Source organism: Jongsikchunia kroppenstedtii DSM 45133, assembly GCF_000380485.1.
Classification (GTDB): Bacteria; Actinomycetota; Actinomycetes; order Mycobacteriales; family Mycobacteriaceae; genus Jongsikchunia; species Jongsikchunia kroppenstedtii.
This window is the reverse complement of the sequence record NZ_AQYG01000049.1, coordinates 276,320-298,625: the sequence shown is the minus strand read 5'-3', so window position 1 is coordinate 298,625 and position 22,306 is coordinate 276,320. Positions and strand designations below refer to the sequence as shown.

At 67.4% G+C, this 22,306-nt stretch carries 23 protein-coding genes; 12 read left to right on the top strand and 11 right to left on the bottom strand.

Features of this window, described 5'->3' with window-relative positions:
• Positions 1 to 81 precede the first annotated feature (81 nt).
• The gene (gene gcvT / locus G341_RS0115495; protein ID WP_018180075.1) at positions 82 to 1,191 is read left to right on the top strand and encodes a glycine cleavage system aminomethyltransferase GcvT; all 1,110 of its coding nucleotides are present in this window, start codon (positions 82 to 84) and stop codon (positions 1,189 to 1,191) included.
• A 51-nt stretch (positions 1,192 to 1,242) separates the two neighbouring features.
• Positions 1,243 to 2,355, top strand: coding sequence for a branched-chain amino acid aminotransferase (locus G341_RS0115490; protein ID WP_018180074.1), 1,113 nt, complete (start codon positions 1,243 to 1,245; stop codon positions 2,353 to 2,355).
• Here the strand turns inward: G341_RS0115490 and G341_RS0115485 are convergent.
• The 3 genes from G341_RS0115485 to G341_RS0115475 are packed head-to-tail and all read right to left on the bottom strand — an operon-like array spanning position 2,352 to position 5,506.
• Complete coding sequence (locus G341_RS0115485; RefSeq protein WP_018180073.1) at positions 2,352 to 3,107, bottom strand: adenosylcobinamide-GDP ribazoletransferase; 756 nt, start codon at positions 3,105 to 3,107, stop codon at positions 2,352 to 2,354. The genes G341_RS0115490 and G341_RS0115485 overlap by 4 nt on opposite strands.
• A 7-nt stretch (positions 3,108 to 3,114) precedes the next feature.
• Positions 3,115 to 4,818 carry a nicotinate-nucleotide--dimethylbenzimidazole phosphoribosyltransferase gene (gene cobT, locus G341_RS0115480; RefSeq protein ID WP_018180072.1) on the bottom strand — a complete coding sequence of 568 codons (1,704 nt, stop codon included), beginning with the start codon at positions 4,816 to 4,818 and terminating at the stop codon, positions 3,115 to 3,117.
• A 4-nt stretch (positions 4,819 to 4,822) separates the two neighbouring features.
• Positions 4,823 to 5,506 (bottom strand): DUF3043 domain-containing protein, encoded by a 684-nt coding sequence (locus tag G341_RS0115475; protein WP_018180071.1) that lies wholly within the window; start codon positions 5,504 to 5,506, stop codon positions 4,823 to 4,825.
• A gap of 92 nt (positions 5,507 to 5,598) precedes the next feature.
• Here G341_RS0115475 and G341_RS0115470 point away from each other — a divergent pair, with 92 nt between their 5' ends.
• Positions 5,599 to 6,651, top strand: a complete 1,053-nt coding sequence (locus G341_RS0115470; protein ID WP_018180070.1) for a glycerate kinase family protein — start codon at positions 5,599 to 5,601, stop codon at positions 6,649 to 6,651.
• A gap of 23 nt (positions 6,652 to 6,674) precedes the next feature.
• On the opposite strand, the gene G341_RS22240 is transcribed toward G341_RS0115470, so the two are convergent.
• A complete protein-coding gene (locus G341_RS22240; protein WP_043451650.1) occupies positions 6,675 to 7,262 on the bottom strand; it encodes a TetR/AcrR family transcriptional regulator in 588 nt (195 codons plus the stop codon).
• A gap of 88 nt (positions 7,263 to 7,350) precedes the next feature.
• On the opposite strand from G341_RS22240, the gene G341_RS0115460 reads away from it, so the two are divergent.
• From G341_RS0115460 to G341_RS0115445, 4 genes are all read left to right on the top strand, one after another.
• On the top strand, positions 7,351 to 8,085 hold the full coding sequence (locus tag G341_RS0115460) for a hypothetical protein (RefSeq protein WP_155826989.1): 735 nt from the start codon (positions 7,351 to 7,353) through the stop codon (positions 8,083 to 8,085).
• A 14-nt stretch (positions 8,086 to 8,099) separates the two neighbouring features.
• Positions 8,100 to 9,323, top strand: coding sequence for an MFS transporter (locus tag G341_RS0115455; protein WP_018180067.1), 1,224 nt, complete (start codon positions 8,100 to 8,102; stop codon positions 9,321 to 9,323).
• Between the two features lie 96 nt (positions 9,324 to 9,419).
• Positions 9,420 to 9,791, top strand: coding sequence for a HesB/IscA family protein (locus G341_RS0115450; RefSeq protein WP_018180066.1), 372 nt, complete (start codon positions 9,420 to 9,422; stop codon positions 9,789 to 9,791).
• A 96-nt stretch (positions 9,792 to 9,887) separates the two neighbouring features.
• Positions 9,888 to 10,859 carry a carbohydrate kinase family protein gene (locus tag G341_RS0115445; protein ID WP_026303740.1) on the top strand — a complete coding sequence of 324 codons (972 nt, stop codon included), beginning with the start codon at positions 9,888 to 9,890 and terminating at the stop codon, positions 10,857 to 10,859.
• 28 nt (positions 10,860 to 10,887) lie between these two features.
• Here G341_RS0115445 and asnB read toward each other — a convergent pair whose 3' ends face one another.
• Positions 10,888 to 12,813 carry an asparagine synthase (glutamine-hydrolyzing) gene (asnB, locus tag G341_RS0115440; RefSeq protein WP_026303739.1) on the bottom strand — a complete coding sequence of 642 codons (1,926 nt, stop codon included), beginning with the start codon at positions 12,811 to 12,813 and terminating at the stop codon, positions 10,888 to 10,890.
• Between the two features lie 292 nt (positions 12,814 to 13,105).
• On the opposite strand from asnB, the gene ctaC reads away from it, so the two are divergent.
• The 3 genes from ctaC to G341_RS0115425 all read left to right on the top strand — a co-directional run bounded on the left by ctaC (position 13,106) and on the right by G341_RS0115425 (position 15,144).
• The gene (ctaC, locus tag G341_RS0115435) at positions 13,106 to 14,167 is read left to right on the top strand and encodes an aa3-type cytochrome oxidase subunit II (protein WP_440716927.1); all 1,062 of its coding nucleotides are present in this window, start codon (positions 13,106 to 13,108) and stop codon (positions 14,165 to 14,167) included.
• Between the two features lie 21 nt (positions 14,168 to 14,188).
• Positions 14,189 to 14,605: a cytochrome c oxidase subunit 4 gene (locus tag G341_RS0115430; RefSeq protein WP_018180062.1), complete on the top strand. Its 417-nt coding sequence runs from the start codon at positions 14,189 to 14,191 to the stop codon at positions 14,603 to 14,605.
• A 71-nt stretch (positions 14,606 to 14,676) separates the two neighbouring features.
• Positions 14,677 to 15,144, top strand: a complete 468-nt coding sequence (locus G341_RS0115425; RefSeq protein ID WP_018180061.1) for a GNAT family N-acetyltransferase — start codon at positions 14,677 to 14,679, stop codon at positions 15,142 to 15,144.
• A gap of 3 nt (positions 15,145 to 15,147) precedes the next feature.
• Here G341_RS0115425 and G341_RS22235 read toward each other — a convergent pair whose 3' ends face one another.
• On the bottom strand, positions 15,148 to 16,026 hold the full coding sequence (locus G341_RS22235; protein ID WP_018180060.1) for an alpha/beta fold hydrolase: 879 nt from the start codon (positions 16,024 to 16,026) through the stop codon (positions 15,148 to 15,150).
• Positions 16,027 to 16,076: 50 nt separating this feature from the next.
• Here G341_RS22235 and G341_RS0115415 point away from each other — a divergent pair, with 50 nt between their 5' ends.
• Positions 16,077 to 16,514, top strand: coding sequence for a MarR family winged helix-turn-helix transcriptional regulator (locus G341_RS0115415; RefSeq protein WP_018180059.1), 438 nt, complete (start codon positions 16,077 to 16,079; stop codon positions 16,512 to 16,514).
• A gap of 130 nt (positions 16,515 to 16,644) precedes the next feature.
• On the opposite strand, the gene G341_RS0115410 is transcribed toward G341_RS0115415, so the two are convergent.
• Positions 16,645 to 16,911 (bottom strand): helix-turn-helix domain-containing protein, encoded by a 267-nt coding sequence (locus tag G341_RS0115410; protein WP_018180058.1) that lies wholly within the window; start codon positions 16,909 to 16,911, stop codon positions 16,645 to 16,647.
• 88 nt (positions 16,912 to 16,999) lie between these two features.
• Here G341_RS0115410 and map point away from each other — a divergent pair, with 88 nt between their 5' ends.
• Complete coding sequence (gene map, locus G341_RS0115405; RefSeq protein WP_018180057.1) at positions 17,000 to 17,767, top strand: type I methionyl aminopeptidase; 768 nt, start codon at positions 17,000 to 17,002, stop codon at positions 17,765 to 17,767.
• A 104-nt stretch (positions 17,768 to 17,871) separates the two neighbouring features.
• Here map and G341_RS0115400 read toward each other — a convergent pair whose 3' ends face one another.
• From G341_RS0115400 to qcrC, 4 genes are all read right to left on the bottom strand, one after another.
• A complete protein-coding gene (locus G341_RS0115400; protein WP_018180056.1) occupies positions 17,872 to 18,393 on the bottom strand; it encodes a GNAT family N-acetyltransferase in 522 nt (173 codons plus the stop codon).
• Between the two features lie 230 nt (positions 18,394 to 18,623).
• Positions 18,624 to 20,240, bottom strand: coding sequence for a cytochrome bc1 complex cytochrome b subunit (gene qcrB / locus G341_RS0115395; RefSeq protein ID WP_018180055.1), 1,617 nt, complete (start codon positions 20,238 to 20,240; stop codon positions 18,624 to 18,626).
• Positions 20,237 to 21,445 (bottom strand): cytochrome bc1 complex Rieske iron-sulfur subunit, encoded by a 1,209-nt coding sequence (qcrA, locus tag G341_RS0115390; protein ID WP_018180054.1) that lies wholly within the window; start codon positions 21,443 to 21,445, stop codon positions 20,237 to 20,239. Before qcrA ends, qcrB begins: the two co-directional genes overlap by 4 nt.
• Positions 21,442 to 22,302 (bottom strand): cytochrome bc1 complex diheme cytochrome c subunit, encoded by an 861-nt coding sequence (gene qcrC, locus G341_RS22230; RefSeq protein ID WP_051092841.1) that lies wholly within the window; start codon positions 22,300 to 22,302, stop codon positions 21,442 to 21,444. Before qcrC ends, qcrA begins: the two co-directional genes overlap by 4 nt.
• Positions 22,303 to 22,306 lie beyond the last annotated feature (4 nt).

Below are 22,306 nucleotides of genomic sequence, written 5' to 3'. Positions count from 1 at the left end.
TCCGAATGACTCCGGAGCCGATACTAGGCGCGAGCCGATTCCGCCCGCTCGCCTCATTCGGGGCGCGGTACCGTTCTCGGCATGTCTGAGTCGTTGCTTCTGGGTCCCGCCGACCAATTCCACCGCGCCCTCGGGGCGAGTTTCGCCGAGTTCGGCGGTTGGGACATGCCGGTGTCCTATGCGGGAACGGTGGCGGAGCACACGGCAGTCCGCGAGGCCGTAGGCGTCTTCGATGTCAGCCATCTCGGCAAGGCGTCCGTCACCGGACCGGGCGCGGCCGACTTCGTGAACGCCTGCCTGACCAATGACCTGTCGAAGATCGCCGCGGGCAAGGCGCAGTACACGCTGTGCACCAACGAGTCCGGCGGCGTCATCGACGACCTCATCGCCTACTGGGTGGCCGACGACGACGTCTTCCTGATCCCGAATGCGGCCAACACCGCGGCGGTCGTCGGCGCGCTCGCCGCCGCGGCACCGGCCGGTATCACGGTCACCAACCGGCACAGCGACTTCGGCGTGCTCGCCGTACAGGGGCCGAAGTCCGCCGACGTGTTGTCGGCGCTGGGGCTGCCCACCGAACTGGAGTACATGTCGTTCGCCGACGCCGAGCTGACGGTCGACGGCCGCGCGATTCCGATCCGCGTGTGCCGCACCGGGTACACCGGCGAGCACGGCTACGAGCTGCTGCCGCCGTGGGACGACACCGCCGCCGTGCTGGAGGCGCTGCTGCCGGTCGTCACCGAGGCGGGCGGCCAGCCCGCCGGTCTCGGTGCGCGCGACACCCTTCGCACCGAGATGGGCTATCCGCTGCACGGCCACGAGCTGTCCGTCGACATCACGCCGGTCCAGGCGCGGTGCGGCTGGGCGGTCGGCTGGAAGAAGGAGTCGTTCTTCGGCCGGGACGCGCTGCTCGCCGAGAAGGACGCGGGTCCGGTCCGCAAGCTGTGGGGTCTGAAGGCCGTCGGCCGGGGCGTGCCGCGGGCTGACTGCACGGTCCGTCGCGACGGCGTCGACATCGGCGTCACGACCTCGGGAACCTTCTCGCCGACCCTCAAGCAGGGCATCGCGCTGGCCCTGATCGACAGTTCGGCGGAGGTGGCCAAGGGCGACCGCGTCGAACTGGACGTGCGTGGTCGGGCGCTCGAATGCGAGGTCGTCCTGCCGCCGTTCGTGTCGGCGCACACCAGCTGACCACGTAAGGCGGCCCACGGGCCGCTCGTTCCGGACCGATACGATGGGCCGATGACATCGAGCTCGTTGGAATTCACCCGTACCGAGCACCCGCATCCCGTGCCCGAGGTACAGCGGGCCGAGATTCTGGCGAACCCCGGCTTCGGCCGGTACTTCACCGACAACATGGTGAGCATCGATTTCGACGCCGATCGTGGCTGGCATTCGGCGAAGGTCACGCCCTACGGCCCGATCGCGCTCGATCCGTCGGCGATGGTGCTGCACTACGCGCAGGAGATCTTCGAGGGCCTCAAGGCATACCGGCAGCCCAGCGGGGCCATCGCCAGCTTCCGACCCGAGGCCAACGCTGCGCGCATGCGTCGTTCCGCCGCGCGGCTGGCGATGCCGCCGCTGCCGGACGAGCTGTTCCTGGAATCCCTGCGGGCGCTGCTGGAGGCCGACAACGAGTGGGTGCCCGAAGGCGGCAGCGAGGCGTCGCTCTACATGCGCCCCTTCATGTTCGCCACCGAGGCCGGGCTGGGCGTTCGGCCGGCGAAGTCGTACCGCTACATTCTGATCGCCTCGCCCGCGGGCGCCTACTTCTCCGGCGGCGTGAAGCCGGTGAGCGTCTGGCTGTCGACCGAATACGTGCGGGCCGCGCCCGGCGGCACCGGTGACGCCAAGTTCGGCGGCAACTATGCGGCGTCGTTGCTGGCACAGCAGCAGGCCGCGGAGGAGGGGTGCGACCAGGTCGTCTGGCTTGATGCGATCGAGCGCACCTACATCGAAGAGATGGGCGGGATGAACCTGTTCTTCGTCTTCGGTTCCGGCGCCGACGCGCGCCTGGTCACCCCGGAACTGTCCGGATCACTGCTGCCGGGTATCACCCGGGAATCGTTGCTGCAGTTGGCCGCCGACGCCGGGTTCGGCGTCTCCGAACGCAAGATCAGCACCGACGAGCTGCGCGAGGGCGCCGCGTCGGGCGAGATCACCGAGGTGTTCGCCTGCGGCACCGCCGCGGTCATCACCCCGGTCGGGCGGGTCAAGGGCGCCGACGGCGAGTACACGATCGCCGGTGGCGAGCCGGGCGCGGTGACGATGGCGCTGCGCGACACGTTGACCGGTATCCAGCGCGGGACTTTCGCCGATACCCACGGGTGGATGACGGAGCTCTACAAGCGCTAAGCCAGGAGGCCGAAGAGGGTTGCGGCGGTGGCGATTTCGATCGAGGCGCCGAGCGTGTCGCCGGAAAGGCCGCCGAACCGGCGCGCGCAGTGCGCGCCGAACGCCCAGACGATCGCGAGGACGACGGCGGTGATCACAGGTCCGCGCCACGGCTGATCGAGGTCGATCACGGCGCCGGCGGCGATCGCCGCGACTACCCAAAGGATCGCGGAGACGCGTTGCGTGCCGATCACCAACGCGCCGAAACCATTGTCGCTGAACGGCTTCAGCGATGACCGGGCCGTGAGCACGGCTGCCACCCTGCCGATCGCGACGGCGTAGCCGAGCTGCAGCCAGTGTCCGTGATCCGTGAGCGCGGCGAAGCCGGTCGCCTGAATCGCGATGGCCAGCACCAGGGTCGCCGCACCGAACGGTCCGACCGAGCCCTCGCGCATCACCTGTTGGGCCCGTTCCGGCGGGCCGAAACAACCGAGACCATCTGCGGTGTCGGCCAATCCGTCGAGGTGCATGCCACGGGTCAGCGCGGCGGCGATCGTGACCAGCAAGAGGCCGATCATCAAGGTCGGCAGATCCGTCCGCGACAGCCCATACGCAAGCGCGGCGAGCACGGCGCCGAGCGCGATGCCGACGACCGGGGTGGCGGCGAGGGCGGCGCCGCCATCGCGCCGCGTCGGCGCCGACTTCGGTTGCGGCACGGGGACGACGGTGAGCCATGAGGTCGCCAGCCAGGCGGCACGCAGCGGACTCGTCATCGGACTATTACTCGGCGGACGGTTCGGCGTCGCTCACTCCGGCATCGCCGAAGGTGGCCATCTCGCCGAGCGTCGCGACGGCGGCCTGCACAATCGGCAACGCCGTCAGCGCGCCGCTGCCCTCGCCGAGCCGCATCGACATCTCGAGGACCGGCTCGAGCTCGAGATAGGACAGCGCCATGCCGTGCGCCGGCTCGGCGGACCGATGCCCGGCCAGCCACCAGCGAGAAGCGTTGGGTGCCAGGTCCTGTGCGATCAGTGCTGCCGCGGTGACGACCACGCCGTCGAGGATCACCGGGGTGCGCCGCAGCGATGCCTGGGCGAGGAAGCCCGCCATCGCCGCGATGTCGGCACCGCCGACGCGCTGCAGCAGCTGGGTGGGGATCCGATAGGTGGGTCGGGCACGACGCATGCCATCGCGCACCGCGGCGGTCTTGCGTGCCCAGCCGGCGTCGTCGATGCCGGTGCCGCGACCGACCACGACGACCGGCTCGTTGCCGGTGATCAGGCCGATGATGATGGCTGCCGGCGTGGTGTTGCCGATACCCATCTCACCCGCGATGAGAAGGTCGGCGCCCGAGTCGATCTGCTCGTCCGCGATCGCTCGGCCCGCTGCGATGGCGCGCAGAACCTCTTCTTTGGTCAGTGCGTCCTCGACGGCGAGGTTGCCGCTGGACTTGCGAATCTTGTAGCGCGACAACGTCGAATCGGTATCGGTGGCCACCGAGATGTCTTCGACCCGGACGATCGCACCGGCGCGGCATGCCAGCACGTTGACGGCCGCGCCGCCGGCAGCGAAGTTGGCGACCATCTGAGCGGTGACCTCGGGCGGAAACGCCGAGACGCCGGACGCGGCGACGCCGTGGTCGCCGGCGAAGACGACCACCGTCGGCTTCTCGAATTGCTGTGGGGGACAGGTGCCCTGGCAGGACGCGATCCAGTTGGCGATGTTTTCCAGCCGACCCAGCGCGCCGGGCGGCTTGGTCAGCTGCAGCTGTCGCTCCCGGGCGGCGACGAGCGCGGCCTGGTCGGGTACCGGGATCGGATCGAACTGTTCGGCGCCGGAGATATCCTCGGCGCTGCGGCTAGGCGACGCAACGGCAGTGCCGGCAGCGGCAGCCGGGGTGACGGCGGCAGCCGCAGTCGGGGCCGAATCCGCAGCGGCCGAACCGGATTCGATGCCGATGGCTTCCGAGCTGATCGTCACGGCGCGTCCGGCGACCACCAAGATCACCTGATCGCAAACGGCGGCGATGGCCTGATTGGCCGCGCCGAGCGCGTCCTGAAAGCGTCGACCGGCAGGGGTCGGGGCTACCAGCGAGAGTCCCACCTCGGCGCTGACGATCACCAGATCGCCGCCGAATTCGTCGACCGCCGAACTCAATTCGGCGATGTGGCGGTCGAAATCGAAGGCGTCGTTCTCCCAGGCGCCGGCATCGTCGTAGACGGCGCTGACCCATCCGCCGAGATCATCGATCAGCGTGGGGGAGGTGTCGGTACGCAGCGCGGTGGCGAGATCGCTGGTCTCGACGGTCGTCCAGCTGGTCGGGCGGCGGCGGCGATGCTGCTCGATGCGGCCCGCCCACTCGGGGTCGCCAGTCGCGGGGGTCTGCGCGGTGGCGATGTAGCGGGTCGGGCCCGTCCCGCTCAATAGAGATTCGGCATGCGCGGATTTGCCCGAGCGGATGCCGCCCAGCACCAGCGTCCGCACGCCGTCAGACCGCTTCGCCGGGCTTGACCTGTGGCCGCGGGGCGCGCATGCGCCGCAGCTGCATCGCGCGGGTGAAGCAGTACCAGCCCAGTCGCCAGCCGCCGTCGGTGGAGTTCGGGTACCGCTCGTGCACCCGCTTGCTCACCATCCGGCCCAGGATGACCGAGTCGATCGCGCAGAACACGGCGAAGATCAGCATGCCGATGGTGACCCAACCGGCGAGTGCCGGCACGAACATCACGACGATGAGCACGATCGCGAACGGCATGAACATGCCGGCGAAGTTGCGGCGCGAATCGACCAGGTTGCGGGCGTAGCGGCGCACGTCGCCCTGGTCGCGGGGCAGCAGGTACTTCTCGTCACCGGCCATCATCCGCTCGCGCGAGTCGTTGCGGGCCTCTCGGCGCTTGTCGGAGAGCTCGCGCTTCTGCTCTTTGGTCAGCCCGGCGGCCTTGCTTGCCTGCTTGAGCTCTTTCTTGCGGGCCCGAGCCTCGGCGCGGGTCTGCGGGGCGGGCGCGATGGGGCCGCGTCGACGACCCTCGGCGTCACGTCGCTTCGGGGTAGGACGGCCCTTGCCCTCGGTAAATGCCGACTTCTTCTCGGGCTCGGTCTCCGCCGGAACGTCGGCGATGTCCACGGCCGCGTCGCTGGACGCGTCGTCCTCATCCTTCTGCCAGGGCATCTTCACGACCTCCAGCTTATGGGACCGCGGCGGACTGTTCCGCGCCTGGTCGTCGTGCTCATCCGGCGTGCCCGCGTCGCCGTCCTTACACTGCGTGGATGCAGCGCGACCCGCTATCGGTCGTGGTCGCCCCGGACTCGTTCGGCGACACGTTGACCGCCGCCCAGGCCGCTCGCGCGATCGCGAGCGGCTGGTCGGCGGCGCGTCCGGCCGATGCGGTGACGCTCGCGCCGCAGTCGGACGGCGGGCCCGGATTCATCGACACGCTTGCCACCGCGACCGGCGCCGTGCGCGACGCCACGGTCACCGGTCCGCTCGGTGCGCCGACGCCGGCCCGCTGGCTGTGGGACGCGGGATCGGGCACCGCCTACGTCGAATCGGCACAGGCCTGCGGGTTGCACCTGCTGTCGCCCAGTCCGCAGACCGCCTGGGAGGCCACGACGTTCGGGGTCGGCGAGCTGATCGACGCGGCACTGACGGCCGGCGCACGGCGGGTGGTCGTCGGCCTGGGCGGCAGCGCCACGACCGATGGCGGCCGGGGAATGATCGACGCGTTGGGCGGAATCGACGCGGTGCGATCGCGGCTCGCCGGCATCGACTTGGTGGCGGCCACCGACGTCACGAATCCGTTGAGTGGTCCGGCGGGCGCGGCGGCGGTATTCGGGCCGCAGAAGGGCGCCGATGCCGAGACGGTCGCGGCGTTGGCCGATCGGCTGGATCAGTGGGCGCAGACGCTGCAGCAGCTGTCGGATGGTTCGGGCCCGGTGGCGGAACGCGCCGGCGCGGGCGCGGCCGGCGGGATCGGCGCGGCGCTGCTCGCGCTCGGCGCCCGCATCGTGCCCGGGGCCGCGGTCGTCGCCGAGCTCACCGGCCTGGACGCCGCGCTGGCCCGGGCCGACCTGATCCTGACCGGGGAGGGCCGCCTGGATCGGCAGACGTTGCAGGGCAAGGTGATCGCCGCGCTGACCGGTCACGGCGTGGCGGTCGTGGCGCTGGTCGGGCAGAACACACTGACCCCCGACGAGCTGGCGGCGGCCGGGATCGTCGAGGCGTACAGCCTGGTGGAGTCGGCGGGGTCGGTTGACGCGGCGATGGCCGAGGCCGGCCCGCAGCTGGAAAAGCTGGCACGACGGGTGGCCGCTGACCGGTGACGCGAGCGCCATCGGGGCTCGCCCTAGGCGAAAGCACGCACGGTTCGACCGGCGACATCGGCGATATATGCCTGCGTTACCGGGTCGATGGTGAACAGCGCACGGAAATAGATCGGGCCCGAGGCCATCTCGAGTAGCGCCCGCGGATCGGTGCCGGGCGGGAGATCCCCACGTGCAATTGCCTTTTCGACGACATCACCACTGCGTCGGAACCGTTCCTCCCAGAACGCGGCCTGCGCGATCCGGATGTCGTCGTCATCAGCCCCGCTCAGGGCGCCGTGCAGAACCGCTCGCACAGCGCGGTTGCCCAGCGTGTCGGCGATACCCGCGAGCAGTTGTTCGAGATCGGTCTGCAGTGAGCCGGTATCGGGGGTTGCGACTTTCACGCGTGTGAAGCCCGCGAGGAGGTCCGTGACGAGCGAGGCTTTGGTCGGCCACCGGCGATACACCGTCGTCTTGTTGATCCCCGCACGCCTGGCCACATCCGACAGTTTCAGCTGTTCGTAGCCGGCTTCCTCAAGCAGTTCGAGCGTCGCCGTATGCGCGTCCGCCACTACGCGAGCGGAACGACCGCCGGGGCGAGGTCGGGGCGAAGGGTCCGCGTCGGTCACCGGTTCAGTGTCGCAGGACTCTTGACGGGGGATGCCGGAACCGAATATAAAAGCAACTATAGATGCTTTAGTGACTACAAGGACAAGCATGACGAATGAAATGCCGACCATCACCACCGTGATCGAGGGACGTGAGATTTCGCGTGACGATGTCTTCGGGTGGGAGGCCGCGCGGATCCCCGCGGCGGCGCGGAAGATCGGTCTATCTACTCCCGCTGGGGATCTTGCTCGGCAGAAGACCGCGTTCGCTGATGCCAAGCTGGAACTCGGCGCGGGCGAGATTCGGCGACGTCTGGCCCGCGACATCAGACTCACCGATTTCACCGCGCGGGCAATGACCCGGATGTCCGCCGGGCGCTGCGTGATCAGCAGCTGCGATCTGCATGTGGCCGTCGGCAGTGCGGCGGCGTTCGCCGATTGGTTCACCGATACGTCGCGAGATGACTACGCCCGCAGCATGATCGGCGCGCACCCGGATCATTTTCTGATCGATACCGTCGCCGATGGGCGCCAGGAGGTGGTCGAGACGACTGGCGGCAGCCCGCTGGCTACGCGCTTCCTCGTCGATTACGAGGCCACCGCGTCGTTGACTACATTGCGCGACCCGGCATTTCCCGTGGAGGCCGCTGGGGCGGCTCAGAACGAGAGCGGACTGGTGATCGGCGGAGTCCGGCACCAATTTCGTGACGAGGAGAACGGGTTCCATGCGCGTCTGTCCGTAGAGTTCCCGCGGTTCACTCCGCCGTATCTGGTCGCCCAGCATCGGTGGCATCTGGCCTGCGAGTTCAGCAACTGGATAGAGGCCGCATTCGCCGACCACTGACTACGGTGACTCCCATGAGCTCGCGAAGAGGGTTCGCGACCGTCGTGTACGCGTTCACCGTGGTGATGGCGAGCACCACGATCCCGACGCCGCTGTATGCGCTCTACTCGGCCGAACTCGATTTCGGCGTGCTGACCACCACGATCATCTTCGCCGTCTACGCGGCTGGGGTGATCGCGGCGCTGATCGTCTGCGGCCGCTGGTCCGATGTGGTCGGCCGCCGACCGATGCTGCTCGCCGGCATCGCCCTGTCGTTGGCCAGTGCACTGGTCTTCGTCACGGCCGGACCGGTCTGGCAACTGATGGTCGGACGGGTGCTGTCCGGGCTGGCCGCCGGCATCTACGCGGGGACGGCGACGGCCGCGGTGATCGAACTGGCGCCACCGTCTTGGCAGCATCGGGCGCCGGCCGTGGCGACGGCCGCCAACATCGGCGGGCTCGGGCTGGGGCCGCTCGTCACCGGATTCCTCGCCGAATACGGTCCGGCGCCGCTGCATACGCCGTTCGTCGTCGACCTGGCGCTGCTCGCCGCTGCCGGCATCGGCACCTGGTTCATCACCGAGCCGGTCGCCGCCCGCTCCCGGCGCCTGTCCATCCAGCCGCTCGCGGTTCCGGACGGGCTGCGCGGGGTGTTCCTGCGCACGTCGATCGCCGCGGCCGCCGGATTCGCCGTGCTGGGCTCCTTCAGCGCGGTCGCGCCGGCGTTCCTGTCGGAGATCCTCGACGTGCACAACCATGCGGTGGTGGGCGGCCTGGTGGCGGCCGTCTTCGTCTGTTCGGCGGTCAGTCAGCTCGCCGGCCGCACGGTGGCCATCGAGCGGGCCCTGATCGCCGGCTGCGCGATTCTCGTCGTCGGCGTGATCGTCCTCATCGGGGCGTTGGCGCTGAAATCGATCTGGCTGATGGCCGCGGGGGCGCTGGTCGTCGGCGTCGGACAGGGCCTCTCGTTCAGCAAGGGTCTAGCCGCCCTGGTCGAGGCGGCACCGACCGGCAAACGCGCCGAGGTCACCTCCGCCTACTTCGTCGTCGCCTATCTCGCGATTTCGTTTCCCGTGGTCGGACAGGGTTTCGCGGCCAACGAGTGGGGCCTGTATCCCGCTGGCATGACGCTCAACATCGTGGTCGCCGTGCTGGCGGTCCTCTCGCTGGTGGCGACGATCGTCGCGGGCCGCCGCGACGGCGTAGGCCGAGGAGCGGCGGGACTGGACGCGCGGTCCGGCGGCACCGATGCCGGATAGCCGGGAATAGCCCCGATTGGAGTACCGTTGCAGCAGACGTACCTGTGTTCTGCGGGCGTGGAAAGACCGCGGAACGCCACAGATGGGAGACCCTCAATGACCGTGCAGAACGAGTCCGACACCACGACCACCGAGGTGGGCGCCACGGGCGTCATCCTGAGTGAGTCGGCCGCGGCCAAGGCCAAGACCCTGCTCGACCAGGAGGGTCGCGACGATCTGGCGCTGCGTATCGCCGTGCAGCCGGGCGGCTGCGCCGGCCTGCGCTACCAGCTCTTCTTCGACGACCGCACCCTCGACGGCGACCTCACCCAGGACTTCGGCGGCGTCAAGCTGGCCGTCGACCGGATGAGCGCCCCGTACGTCCAGGGCGCGACCATCGACTTCGTCGACACCATCGAGAAGCAGGGTTTCACCATCGATAACCCGAACGCGACCGGCAGCTGCGCCTGCGGCGATTCGTTCAACTGACAAGCGCTATTTAGTATCAACGGGCCGTCTCCGGAACTCCGGGGGCGGTCCGTTTCTGTGTGCCTGCTGTATTGCCTGATGAAGGGAACTTCCACCGTGACCATCGCCATCTGCGGCTCGATCGCCACCGACCATCTGATGAAGTTCCCCGGCAAGTTCTCCGAACAGCTTGTCGCCGAACAGCTCGACCACATCTCGCTGAGCTTCCTGGTGGAGGATCTGGTGATCCGGCGCGGCGGCGTCGGCGGCAACATCGCGTTCGCGATGGGTGTTCTGGGTGGCTCGCCGATGCTGGTCGGCGCGGTGGGCGCGGACTTCGGCGAATACCGCGCCTGGCTCGAGTCGCATGGCGTCGACTGCGCCGGCGTGCGGGTGTCCGAGACCCAGCAGACGGCCCGATTCATGTGCACCACCGACGACGAGATGGCGCAGCTGGCCAGCTTCTACGCCGGCGCGATGACCGAGGCGCGGGAGATCTCGCTGGCCGACCTGGCCGCCGAGCACGGTCGGCCCGAGTTGGTGCTGGTCGGCGCCGACGATCCCGAGGCGATGGCGGTCCACAGCCGCCGTTGCCGGGAGCTCGACCTGCCCTTCGCCGCCGATCCGTCGCAGCAGCTGGCGCGGCTGGACGGCGAGCAGGTGCGCGAGCTGATCGAAGGCGCGGCGTACCTGTTCACCAACGAATACGAGTACGGGCTGCTCAAGCAGAAGTCGGGCCTGTCCGACGCCGACGTCGCCGCCCAGGTAGGCGTCCGGGTCACCACCCTCGGCAAGGACGGCGTCGAGATCGTCGACCGGGACGGCACGCGGACCCATGTCGGCGTGGTCCCGGAGAACGACCGAGTCGATCCGACCGGCGTCGGCGACGCCTTCCGGGCCGGGTTCCTCATCGGGCTGGGTGCCGGCCTGTCGTACGAGCGCGCCGCGCAGCTCGGCTCGATGGTGGCCGTGCTGGTGCTGGAAACCGTTGGGACGCAGACCTGGTCGTGGGATCTGGTCGAGGTGCGCACCCGGCTGGCCGGCGCCTACGGCGACGATGCGGCCACCGAGATCGCGGCGATCCTCTAGGAACCGCCGCTCGCGGCCACCCGCCCGGCTACAGCCGGACGGGGTAGCTGCGGTCCTGGATGTTCGGCACGATCGAGTTCTCGACGAAGATGCCGTGCCAGATCATGTAGACCAGCACGGTCCACAGGCGACGGCTGTTGTCGACGGTCCCGGCCCGATGCTCGGCGAGCATCGCCGATACCGCCGACTTGTCGAAGATGTGGTCGGTCTGCGAGTTCGCGATGATGCCGGCGGCCCAGTCGTACAGCTCGTCGCCGGCGAGCCAATGCCGTAGCGGCACGGGGAATCCCAGCTTCTTGCGGTGCAGCACGTGGCCGGGGACGATCTGCTCCAGCGCCCGGCGCAGCGCGTATTTGGTGGTGCCGTTCGCGATCTTCTGGTCGGTCGGCAGTTCCTGGGCGACCTTGAAGACCTCGGAGTCGAGGAACGGCACCCGCAGCTCCAGGGAGTTGGCCATGGTGATCTTGTCGGCCTTCACCAGGATGTCGCCGCGCAGCCAGGTGAACAGGTCCAGATGCTGCATGCGCGCCACCGGATCCCAGCCCTGACTCATCGCGTAGATCGGCGCGGTGACATCGGTATGCGTCCACTCCGGGCGATAGTCGCGCAGGACGGCCCGCAGCCGGGCGTCGTCGAAGCTGCGGGCGTTGCCGTAGTAGCGCTCCTCGAGCGGCAGCGAGCCGCGATGCAGCAGGCTCTTGCCGCGCTTGCCCTCCGGCATCCGATCGGACACCTGGCCGGCCAGCCGCCGCATGCCCGACGGCATCTTGTCGAACGGCTTGAGCGACAACGGTTCCTTGTAGATGGTGTAGCCGCCGAACAGCTCATCGGCGCCCTCTCCGGACAGCACGACCTTGACGTGCTTGCGGGCCTCCATCGCCACGAAGTACAGGGGCACCAGCGCTGGATCGGCCACCGGATCGTCGAGGTACCAGACGATCTCGGGGATCGCGCCGGCGAAGTCCTCGGGACTCACGGTGCGGATGAAGTGCTTGGCGCCGATCGCCGCGGCCGTCTCGGCCGCCACGTCCGCCTCCGAGTAACCCTCGCGTTCGAACGACGACGTGAACGTCAGCAGGTCCGGATTGTGCTGGATCGCCAGAGCCGCGATGGCGGTCGAGTCGATACCGCCCGACAGGAACGAGCCGACCGTGACGTCGGCGCGCATGTGCTTGGCGACCGAATCGCGCAGGGCGCCCGCGATCTCGTCGTAGCGGCTCTGCGCCCCGTCAACGGTGAACGGCCGGATCGGGAACTGCGGGTTGAAGTAGCGGTAGAACTGCGGCGGCGCACCCGGGGTCAGGGTCGCGTAGCTGCCCGATTCGAGCCGGGTGATCCCGGCGTGCAGAGTCTCGGGCTCGGGCACGTACTGCAGGACCGTGTAGTGCTCGGTGGCGCGCTCGCTGAGGTCGGCGGGGATCTCCAGCAGGCCGAGCAGCTCCAGCAGGCTCTTCTTCTCGCTGCCGAACGCGAGTCCCCGCGGACCGTGGGCCAGGAACATCGGCTTGATGCCGAAGGGGTCGCGCGCCAGGAACAGGCTGCGTTCCTGGGTGTCCCAGATCGCGATCGCGAACATGCCGCGCAGCCGGCGCACGCCGTCCGGGCCCCAATGATGGAACGCCGCGACCGCGGCCTCGCCGTCGCCCTCGGTGAAGAACCGCGCGCCTTCCTCGGCGGCCAGCTGCTCGCGCAGCTCCAGGTAGTTGTAGATCTCGCCGTTGAAGACCAGCGCGTAGCGATCCGGGTTCTCCGGCGGTCCCCAGCGCAGCGGCTGGTGGGAATGTTCGATGTCGATGATCGACAGGCGATTGAAGCCGAGGACGATGTCGGCGTCGTTCCAGGTGCCCGGGTCGTCGGGACCGCGATGGCGCATGCAGTGCGACGCCGCGGAGACAGCGTCTACCGCATCAGCTGCCGATCCATCGGCAGTCAACAGTCCCAGCAGCCCACACACGCCCGAATCGCCTCGTTTCCGCTTTGAAATGGTTCGACGCGAGTATGCCGCACAGGGCCGGCCGAGACACCTTCGCCCGCGGCGGGGAGGGCGCCGCGGGCAGGTATCCAACACGGTCGCGCGACCTGGGGACCCGGGCACAATTCTGTGCGCCGTTTGGTCTACGCTGCGTAGTACATGGCCACGACTGTGCTGGCGTCTGCTGACCGACGTCGGTGGACAGGCGCGGTCAGGCGGCAGGTTTGCGTGGTTTACCAGGCAGGAAGGCGTGAAATTGGCACACGGTGATGCGGTGGCATCGACGCGGGCATCCAGGTCGAACAAGGGCCCGTCGCGCAAGAGCCGCAGGCTCAAGCAGCTCGGTGCGGTGGCCGCACTCGGTTTTGCTGCTCTCTTGATGTCGGGATGTAGCGCTCAGGAAGCCATGCGCTTCGGTTGGCCGGAGGGGATCACCCCGGAGGCCAAGGACATGCAGCACCTGTGGACCTGGTCGGTCATCGCGGCCCTGGTCATGGGCATCATCGTCTGGGGCCTCGTGTTCTGGACCATCACGTTCCACCGCAAGAAGGCCGGCTCGCCGGAGTTCCCGCGGCAGACCGCCTACAACGTGCCGCTCGAATTGGTCTACACCGCAATTCCTTTCGTGGCGATCGCGGTGCTCTTCTACTTCACGATCATCGTGCAGAACAAGGTCGAGGCGAAGAAGGCAGACCCGGTCGTCACGGTGGATGTCACTGCCTTCCAGTGGAACTGGAAGTTCGGCTACAACCAGGTGCGCCTGGATTCGGGTCCGTACAACGGCTTTGACCACAACGGCAACCCGTTCGAGGTGCAGGCCGCCCACACCGTCGAGGTCGCCAAGAACGAAGAGGAGCATCCGGAGCCGGACAACGGTCGCTCGGATGAGATCCGCGACTACCTGAAGTTCGACAAGATCGAGACGGTCGGCAGCTCGGACGAGATCCCGGTCCTGGTGCTCCCGACCGGCAAGCGCATTGAGTTCGACATCGCGTCCGCGGACGTCGTCCACTCGTTCTGGGTGCCGTCGTTCCTCTTCAAGCGCGACGTCATGCCGTTCCCGAAGCAGAACCACACCGACAACCGGTTCCAGATCACCAAGATCGATCGGGAAGGCGCGTTCGTCGGCCGTTGCGCCGAGATGTGCGGTACCTACCACTCGATGATGAACTTCGAGGTTCGCGCCGTCAGCTGGCAGGACTTCCAGGCGTACATCGCGTTCCGCAAGGACCACCCGGATGCGACCAATGCCCAGGCGCTGCAGGCGATCGGTCAGGCCCCGTACGCGACCACCACGCACCCGTTCGACACGCGTCGTGGCGACCAGGTCAAGTAGCGCGAGACTAGGAGAACAGAGATGAAGCTCGAGGCACGGCTCTTCGAGGTATTGACCGTCTTCATGTTCGTTTGCTCGATCGGCTACGGCGTGAGCACTGGCCTTTCCAGCAAGCATGTCGAGTGGGTCGGCGTCACCGCGATGGTGATGACCGGCGGTCTGACGCTGATCATCGGCACCTACTTCCGCTTTGTCGCCCGCCGCGTCGACATCCGTCCGGAGGACTACGAAGAGGCCGAGGTCAGCGACGGCTCGGGCGAGCTGGGCTTCTTCAGCCCGCACAGCTGGTGGCCGATCGTGATCGCGTTCGGCGCCGCCGCCCTGGCGGTCGCGTTCGCGATGTCGAACTTCTGGCTGGTCGCCGTGTGCGCAGTGTTCATCGTCGCCGCCGTCAGCGGCCTCGTATTCGAGTACCACACCGGACCTGAGAAGCACTGATACTCAGGCGAGTTCATACCTTCGAGTTATCCCCGCAGGAGCGAGAGCACCTGCGGGGATTTCTCACATCGGTGTTCGTCGAGGGCTTCACCGACGCCGACTGGGACCACGGGCTCGGCGGGCTGCACCTCATGGCCGAGAGTGACGACGGCCGGCTGATCGGTCATTCGTGCATCGTGCAGCGACACCTCATGGTCGGTCCGCAGCGCACCCCGAAGCGCGTCGGCTACATCGAAGGAGTGGCCGTCGACACGGCTGCGCGCGGCCAGGGCGTGGCGTCATCGATGGTCGCGGAGATCAACGACATCATCACGCGTGCCTACGATTTCGGCGCGCTGTGCGCCACTGAGCAGGGGTTGCCGGTGTACCGGCGGGCCGGCTGGCAGGTCTGGCGCGGACCGCTCTGGGCATCGACGCCGGACGGCATCGTCGCAACCGAGGAGGATCGCGGGGCCGTGATGATTTATGAGACCGACTCGGTCGCACTGGATCTCGATACCGACCTCACCGCCGACTGGCGGGTCGGCGACGTCTGGTAGCCGTCAGCCGTCGAGGGCGGCCATGATCGCGTTGTTGACATCCGGCGCGGGCTGCAGCGGGAGCATATGGTGCGATGCGCCGGCGATGGTCACCACGTGGGCGGTCGGGACGACGTCCAGGACGGCTCGGTACACCTTCTTGGGGTCGTGATAGCGGCTGTGTTCGGCCAGAATCACCGACACCGGTTGGGCGAGTATGTTCAAGCGCGCCAGATCCAGCTTGCGCGGCACCAGCGGTCGGCGCGCCGGAAACGAGTCGGCAGCGTATTCGGCGAGGTACATCCAGGTGGGATCCAGGGCGACACCGCGCGTCTCCCAGTTGTAGAACGATCTGAGCCGCCGCCCGTTTGGTTTGCAGAGGAGCGGAATCGCCCGCAGTGCGGCGCGTGGTGCGATCGGAGAGAAGACCGAGTTCGGATCCAAGAGAACCAGTTTCGCGACACGTTCCGGATGGCCGACCGCACAGGCCGTGGCCACCATGGCGCCGTAGGAGTGCCCCACGAGCGTCACTCGTCGAATCCGCATCTGGTCCAGTAGGTCCCCCAACCAGGCGGACAGATCGGGAACAGCCGCCAGCGCCTCGTGACGCACGCTCAGTCCGGGCTCGCCGGGGATGTCCGGTGCGATGACCTGGTACCCGGCCTTCGTCAGTGGTCCGACGGCATGCGCCCACGCGGCGGATGTCGCGCCGCTACCCGAAAGCAGGAGGATGGCATCGTCGTTCGCATCGCCGGCGCAAGTGATATGTGTTCTGGCCCAGTCGGATTCGATGACTGTCGTGCTGAGGTTGGTGTCGGCGGTCGACCAGGCCGCCCGGTAGCGGGCACAGAATTCAATGCCTTCCGGGCTGTGGAAGTAGTCGTCGATGAGGGCGTCGACCATCGCAATCCTTTCGATTGTCGAAATATTCGACTATCGAAACATTGATCGGTATGCTCGTCAAGGTGGACGACCCCGACCGACTGATTCACGCCCTGCGGCGGTTCGCCTTCGACTATCACCGGCAGGTAGCGGCCTTCGGTGAGGCGAATTCGCTGCATCCCACCGATGTTCGGGCGCTGGTGGCGCTGCTCGACGCCGAGCGCGCCGGAATGGCGGCAACTCCCGGGTGGTTGGGTAAGCAGCTGTCGATCAGTCCGGCATCGGCCACCGCGCTCGTCGACCGCATGGTGACCGCGGGGCGCGTGACCCGCGTGCCCGACCGCAGCGACCGTCGCCGGACACGGTTGCAGGTGACCGCATCCGCAAAGCGGATGGGTGAGGCGTTCTTCGCGCCGGTGCTGGGCCCACTACGGTCGGCAGCGGCGGGCCTGACCGAGTCGCAGGCTGCGGCGTTCATGCGGGTGCTCGGGACGCTGGCGGACGAGTAGCGTCACACGGTCGAGCTGGATCCCGCTACTTTCGGTAGATCCGACCTGGATTGAGGGTGGGGAACACAGAACGGAGTCGGATCTACTGCAGGCGGCGCGGGTTGGCGACAGGTGTCAGCCCGTCGGGTACTCAGCCGACCTGTTGAAAGCCGTTCTGCGGCAGATAGATATCCGCGAGCTCGTCCAGCGACACCGGTAAGGTGCGCGCGAGCGCGGCGATGGTGTGAAACCCTGGGGTGGCCATGCGGCCGGTCTCGATCTTGCGAAGCGTCTCCGGGGATATCGACGCGGCCTCGGCGACATCGACCAGGGTTCGTTCACCGCGCGCTTGTCGAAGGACCTCGCCGAGGCGCTTTCCGGCGGCGAGCTGTTCGGGACTGAGCGGGAGTCGGACCATCGGCCAAGTCTAGCGCGAATACCGGTATGAAAATACCTGCTATCGATGGTATTTTAATACCAGTCGATAGAAATGTGGAGGTGTATCGGTGGTCGAATTGAAGACCCCGGAGGAGGTTTCGGCGATGGGCGTCACCGGCGCGTTCATTGCCGAGCTGCTCGATGATCTGGCGTCGCGGGCGCGGCCCGGCGTCAACCTGCTCGATCTTGAAATGCGGGCCCGCGAACTGATCGATCGGCGCGGTGCGGTGTCGTGCTACTGGGATTACGCACCCGACTTCGGTCGTGGGCCGTTCCGCAATGTGATCTGTCTATCGGTCAATGATGCTGTGCTCCATGGGCTCCCGCATGACTACGCCCTCCGAGATGGCGACGTGCTGACCATGGACCTCGCGGTGTCGATCGACGGTTGGGTGGCCGATTCGGCGCGCACGATCGTGGTCGGGCGGGCACGGGCCGAGGATCTTCGGCTTATCGCGGCGACCGAGGAGGCGCTGGCCGCCGGCATCGCCGCCGCGCGACCCGGCAACCGGCTTGGCGACATTTCGGCAGCGATCGATACAGTCGCGGACGCCTACGGATACCGCATCAACACACAGTTCGGCGGCCACGGCTTGGGTCGGACCATGCATGAGGACCCGCACGTGGCCAACCGAGGGCGCGCAGGTCGCGGGATGAAGCTTCGCCCGGGCCTGACGTTGGCCCTCGAGCCATGGTTCGCTGCCGGGACCGACCAGATCGTCTATGACCCCGACGGCTGGACGATCCGTTCTGCGGATGGTTCGCGCACTTCCCACAGCGAGCACACGATCGCGGTCACCGAGGGCCGTCCGTTGATTCTCACAGCTGCCGGCTGAACGCGACTACTGCGCGCATCCGCGACCAGGAAAAGGGGCCGCGGCTGCACGTCGGAGTTGGATCTCCAGCAGGCTCGCCTGGTTCGCCCGGCGCGCTCGTCGGATCACTCCGACTTCTCATCGCGTCGAAAGATGCGCTGCATGTACGTCAGATCGAGCCAGCGCCCGAACTTGTAGCCCACTTCGGGCATACGTGCGACGACCGTGAAGCCGAACTGCTCATGTAGGGCGATCGAGACCGTGTTGCCGGACTCGATGCCGGCCACCATCGCGTGCACTCCGCCGGCCTCGGCGCGGATCATCAACTCGGTCATCAGTAGTCGGGCGAATCCCTTTCCGCGGTGATCGGCATCGACGTAGACCGAGTTCTCCACCGTGTTCCGATATCCGGATCGTGACCGCCAGCGGCCGTAGCTGGCGTATCCGCTTACGCCCGTGGGAGTCTCGACGACCAGTATCGGAAAGGCATCGCCGCGGCGTTCGTCGAACCAGGCGAGTCGGTCGGCCAGGTCGACCTCATCGTCGTCCCAGATGGCGGTGGTGTGCCGGATCGCGTCGTTGTGGATAGCCAGGATGGCGGGCAGATCCGCTATCTCTGCATCCCGCACCGTGATTGAGTCGACCACCGATCCAATCTATCGAAGGCTTGTCGATTCAGCACCGCGGCCGGAACCCCGCACCGGGCGACAAACCCCACTCGAATACAGGTGGGGTCTGTCGTGACGAGTGGGGTTTGCGGGGTCAGGGAGGCATCCGGTCGATCGGCGGCGATGGGGGAGGGGAGTGGTCCGCCGGACCCTCCGAATACAACTGTGGCCCCGCACCTTTCGGTGCGGGGCCACAGTCAGTTCTTGCCTCAGTCTTCGGCGGGGCCGCCGCCGCGAGCCTGGACGGCCTCGAGAGCCTTGTGCTCGGCCTGGTGGGCTTCCTTGTCCAGGCGGGCGTTGGTCGCCTGGTCTTCGGCCGAGTCCGCCTTCACGAACGAGCCCGTACCGGGTGCGCCCGCAGAGCCGAGCTTGTTCATCCGCTTCGGGATCTTGGCGCCCTCGTACGGCAGCGGGATCGGGTGTCCGTGGTCGTCGACCGGGCCGAGCGGCTGATGCATCTCGACGAACTCACCATGCGGCAGTCGCTTGATGATGCCGGTCTCGATACCGTGCTCCAGCACCGCGCGGTCGCTGCGCTGCAGAGCCAGCGCCCACCGGTAGGTGATGAAGTAGATCAGCGGCGGGCCGACGAGCAGCGCGATGCGGCCGAACCAGGTGGTCGCGTTCAACGAGACGTGGAACTTGAGCGCGATCAGGTCGTTCATACACATCAGCGTCAGCAAGATGTAGACGAACAGGCCGGTCGCTCCGACCGCGGTCCGCACCGGAACGTCACGCGGACGCTGCAGCAGGTTGTGGTGCGCGGTATCGCCGGTCAGCTTTTTCTCGATCCACGGCCAGGTGAACATCAGGCCGAAGATGCACGACAGGATCAGCACGGCCCAGAAGACGGCCGGGATCATGTACGCGTTGCCGAAGTAGAGCTCCCAGTCGGGGACCAGACGCAGCAGGCCGTCCGTCCACATCATGTAGAAGTCAGGCTGCGAGCCTGCCGAGATGTGGGCCGGGTTGTACGGACCGATCGCCCAGATCGGGTTGATCTGGAAGACGCCGGCGAAGATCGCCAGCACGCCGAAGACGATCGCGAAGAAGGCGCCGGCTTTCAGGGCGAACACCGGCATGATGCGCACGCCGACGACGTTCTTCTCGGTACGGCCGGGGCCGGGGAACTGCGTGTGTTTCTGGTACCAGACCAGCGCGAGGTGCGCGCCGATCAGGGCCAGCAGGATGCCCGGGAACAGCAGGATGTGCAGCACGTACATGCGCGGGATGATCACGTGGCCCGGGAAGTCGCCGTCGAACAGCGCCCAGTGGATCCAGGTGCCGATCACCGGGATACCGGTGGTGATACCCGACATGGCGGCGCGAACACCGGTACCGGAGAGCAGGTCGTCCGGCAGCGAGTAGCCGAAGAAGCCCTCGAACATCGCCACGATCAGGATGAAGCAGCCGATCACCCAGTTGGCCTCACGCGGACGCCGGAACGCACCGGTGAAGAAGATGCGCAGCATGTGGATGATGATCGACGCGGCGAACAGCAGTGCGGCCCAGTGGTGCAGCTGGCGGATGACCAGACCACCGCGGACCTCGAAGCTGATGTCCAGCGAGCTCTCGAACGCGCGGGTCATGGAGACGCCGCGCAGCGGCTCGTACGAACCGTTGTAGATGACTTCCGACATCGACGGATCGAAGAAGAAGGTCAGGTACACACCCGACAGCAACAGGATGACGAAGCTGTAGAGAGCGACCTCACCGAGCAGGAACGACCAGTGAGTAGGGAAGACCTTGTTGATCTGGCGCCGAAGGCCCGCCGCCGCGTGGTAGCGCGCGTCGACTTCTTCCGCCTGCTTCACGATGAGGCTCATGACTGTCCCTCCGAACCGGGTCGTGTACCGGGGGTCTTGTTCTTGCCCTGGCCGCGCTCCCAGAACGCGGGTCCGACGGGTTCGATGAAGTCGCCGTTGGCAACCAGGTAGCCCTGCTGGTTCACCGAGAGCGGCAGCTGTGCGAGCGCGCGGGCCGCGGGGCCGAAGACCGGCCGGCCGTACTCGAGCGCGTTGAACTGCGACTGGTGGCACGGGCAGAGGATGCGGTGCGTCTGCTGCTCATACAGCGACGTCGGGCAACCCAGGTGCGAACAGACCTTCGTGAAGGCGAAGTAGTCGCCGTAGTTGAAGCTCTCCTGGCCCTTGCGCTTGACAACCCGCGCGGTGTCCTCGGGGCGGAAGCGGAACAGCATGACCGGGTTGCGCACCAGGCGCAGGCTCTGCAGCAGCTTCTCGCGCGATTCCTCGGTCTCGCCGAGGCCGTCCGAGACGCGCCACGGGAAGACGGTCTCCATGCCGCCGGCGTCGAGATCCTCCGGCTTGACCAGCTCGACCTGGAACGGGTTGCCGGTGTCGCGACGGACGAAGACGGTCTCGTTCGGGGTCCTCGGATCGTTGTAGATCGGCGACCAGCCGGTGTGCCACAGGTCGGAGTTCTTGCCCTTGGCCCAGGGGTTCTTGATGAAGCCCGCGAGGAAGGCGGTGATGCCGGCGAGCGCGAACGCACCGACAGCGAAGCCACCGGTCGCCATGATCATCTTGCGGCGGGGCAGCGTCGAGGTCTGGAGCGCATCCGAGGTCAACGCGCCGAAGGTGGCCTTGTCGACCGCGCTGGAGCCGCCGTCGTGGCGGTCCTGCACCGAGATCTCCTCGGGGATGAACCGGCGGGTGAACTGAACGACGGCCACGCCGATCGCGAGGATGGCGATGCCGAAGAGGACGCCGGCCAGCGGCGTGTACAGGGTGTACAGCCAGTAGTTCTTGTCGCCGGGACCCTGGTACTTCCACGGCCACCAGATGAAGACACCGAAGAACGCCAGGCCGCTCACACCGGCGAGAGCCAGCCAGAACGCGACGACGCGCTCGGCCCGCTTCTCCGCCTTGGTGCCGGGAACCGGGAAGCGCTCCCGGCGGTACACGATGTCGACGCCGTCGAGCTTCGCGCCGAGCTTGACCAGCTCGTCGCGGCTCATGTTCTCGAGCTCTTCCTGTGTCGGCTCGTTCGGGTCATTACCCGCGCTCATGTGCGTGATCCCATCCACATAGCGATGGCAACGATGGCCACCACACCAACTACCCAGATCGCCATGCCCTCGGACGCGGGGCCGAAGCCGCCGAGGTCATAGCCGCCTTGCGAATTGGAGGTCGTCGCGTACTTGACGTATCCGACGATGTCGCGCTTTTCCTCCGGGGTCAGCTGGCGGTCGGAGAACTTCGGCATGTTCTGCGGACCGGTCAGCATCGCCGTGTAGATCTGCTGCTCGTTCGGCTTGTCCAGCGGGGGCGCGTACTTACCACCGGACAGGGCGCCGCCACGACCGGTGAAGTTGTGGCACGACGCGCAGTTCAGGCGGAAGAGCTCGCCGCCGCGGGCGATGTTGGCGTTCTCGGTCAGCGCACCCTGTGCGATCACCGGGTAGCCGTCCTTCACCTTCACGGTGCCGTCCGGGTTGTGCTCGTAGACGACGGTCGGGCCGCCGCCGACGGACTGGATGTAGGCACCCAGCTGGTCGATCTGCGCCGCGGTGAACTTGCCGGGCTTGCGGGCGGCCTGGGCCTCACCGCGGGCTGCGGGCATGCGGCCCGTCGACACCTGGAAGTACACGGCCGCGTCGCCCACGCCGATCAGCGAGGGACCGCGGTCCTCGACGCCGTCGAGGTTCTTGCCGTGGCAGGTGATGCACGAGGTCTCGTACAGCTTCTTGCCGTCCTGCACCATCGACGCGTTGGTCGGGTCGGCGGTCGCGACTTGCGGTGACGGAGTCAGCGCGGCGGCAACGCCACCGGCTACGACCAGTCCGGCGAGCAACAGTAGGACGCCAGATGCGCGACGCCGTAGCTTGCGCCGGGCCTTCGCTTTCTTGGCGGAAGATGAACTCATTTGT

Coding starts and splice junctions, on each gene's coding strand:
- gcvT (WP_018180075.1), top strand. CDS start 82: ATGTCTGAGTCGTTGCTTCTGGGTCCCGCCGACCAATTCCACCGCGCC.
- G341_RS0115460 (WP_155826989.1), top strand. CDS start 7,351: ATGACGAATGAAATGCCGACCATCACCACCGTGATCGAGGGACGTGAG.
- G341_RS0115470 (WP_018180070.1), top strand. CDS start 5,599: ATGCAGCGCGACCCGCTATCGGTCGTGGTCGCCCCGGACTCGTTCGGC.
- G341_RS0115450 (WP_018180066.1), top strand. CDS start 9,420: ATGACCGTGCAGAACGAGTCCGACACCACGACCACCGAGGTGGGCGCC.
- G341_RS22235 (WP_018180060.1), bottom strand. CDS start 16,026: ATGGTCGACGCCCTCATCGACGACTACTTCCACAGCCCGGAAGGCATT.
- G341_RS0115485 (WP_018180073.1), bottom strand. CDS start 3,107: ATGACGAGTCCGCTGCGTGCCGCCTGGCTGGCGACCTCATGGCTCACC.
- qcrA (WP_018180054.1), bottom strand. CDS start 21,445: ATGAGCGCGGGTAATGACCCGAACGAGCCGACACAGGAAGAGCTCGAG.
- qcrC (WP_051092841.1), bottom strand. CDS start 22,302: ATGAGTTCATCTTCCGCCAAGAAAGCGAAGGCCCGGCGCAAGCTACGG.
- G341_RS0115415 (WP_018180059.1), top strand. CDS start 16,077: ATGCTCGTCAAGGTGGACGACCCCGACCGACTGATTCACGCCCTGCGG.
- G341_RS0115455 (WP_018180067.1), top strand. CDS start 8,100: ATGAGCTCGCGAAGAGGGTTCGCGACCGTCGTGTACGCGTTCACCGTG.
- G341_RS0115490 (WP_018180074.1), top strand. CDS start 1,243: ATGACATCGAGCTCGTTGGAATTCACCCGTACCGAGCACCCGCATCCC.
- qcrB (WP_018180055.1), bottom strand. CDS start 20,240: ATGAGCCTCATCGTGAAGCAGGCGGAAGAAGTCGACGCGCGCTACCAC.
- G341_RS0115430 (WP_018180062.1), top strand. CDS start 14,189: ATGAAGCTCGAGGCACGGCTCTTCGAGGTATTGACCGTCTTCATGTTC.
- G341_RS0115410 (WP_018180058.1), bottom strand. CDS start 16,911: ATGGTCCGACTCCCGCTCAGTCCCGAACAGCTCGCCGCCGGAAAGCGC.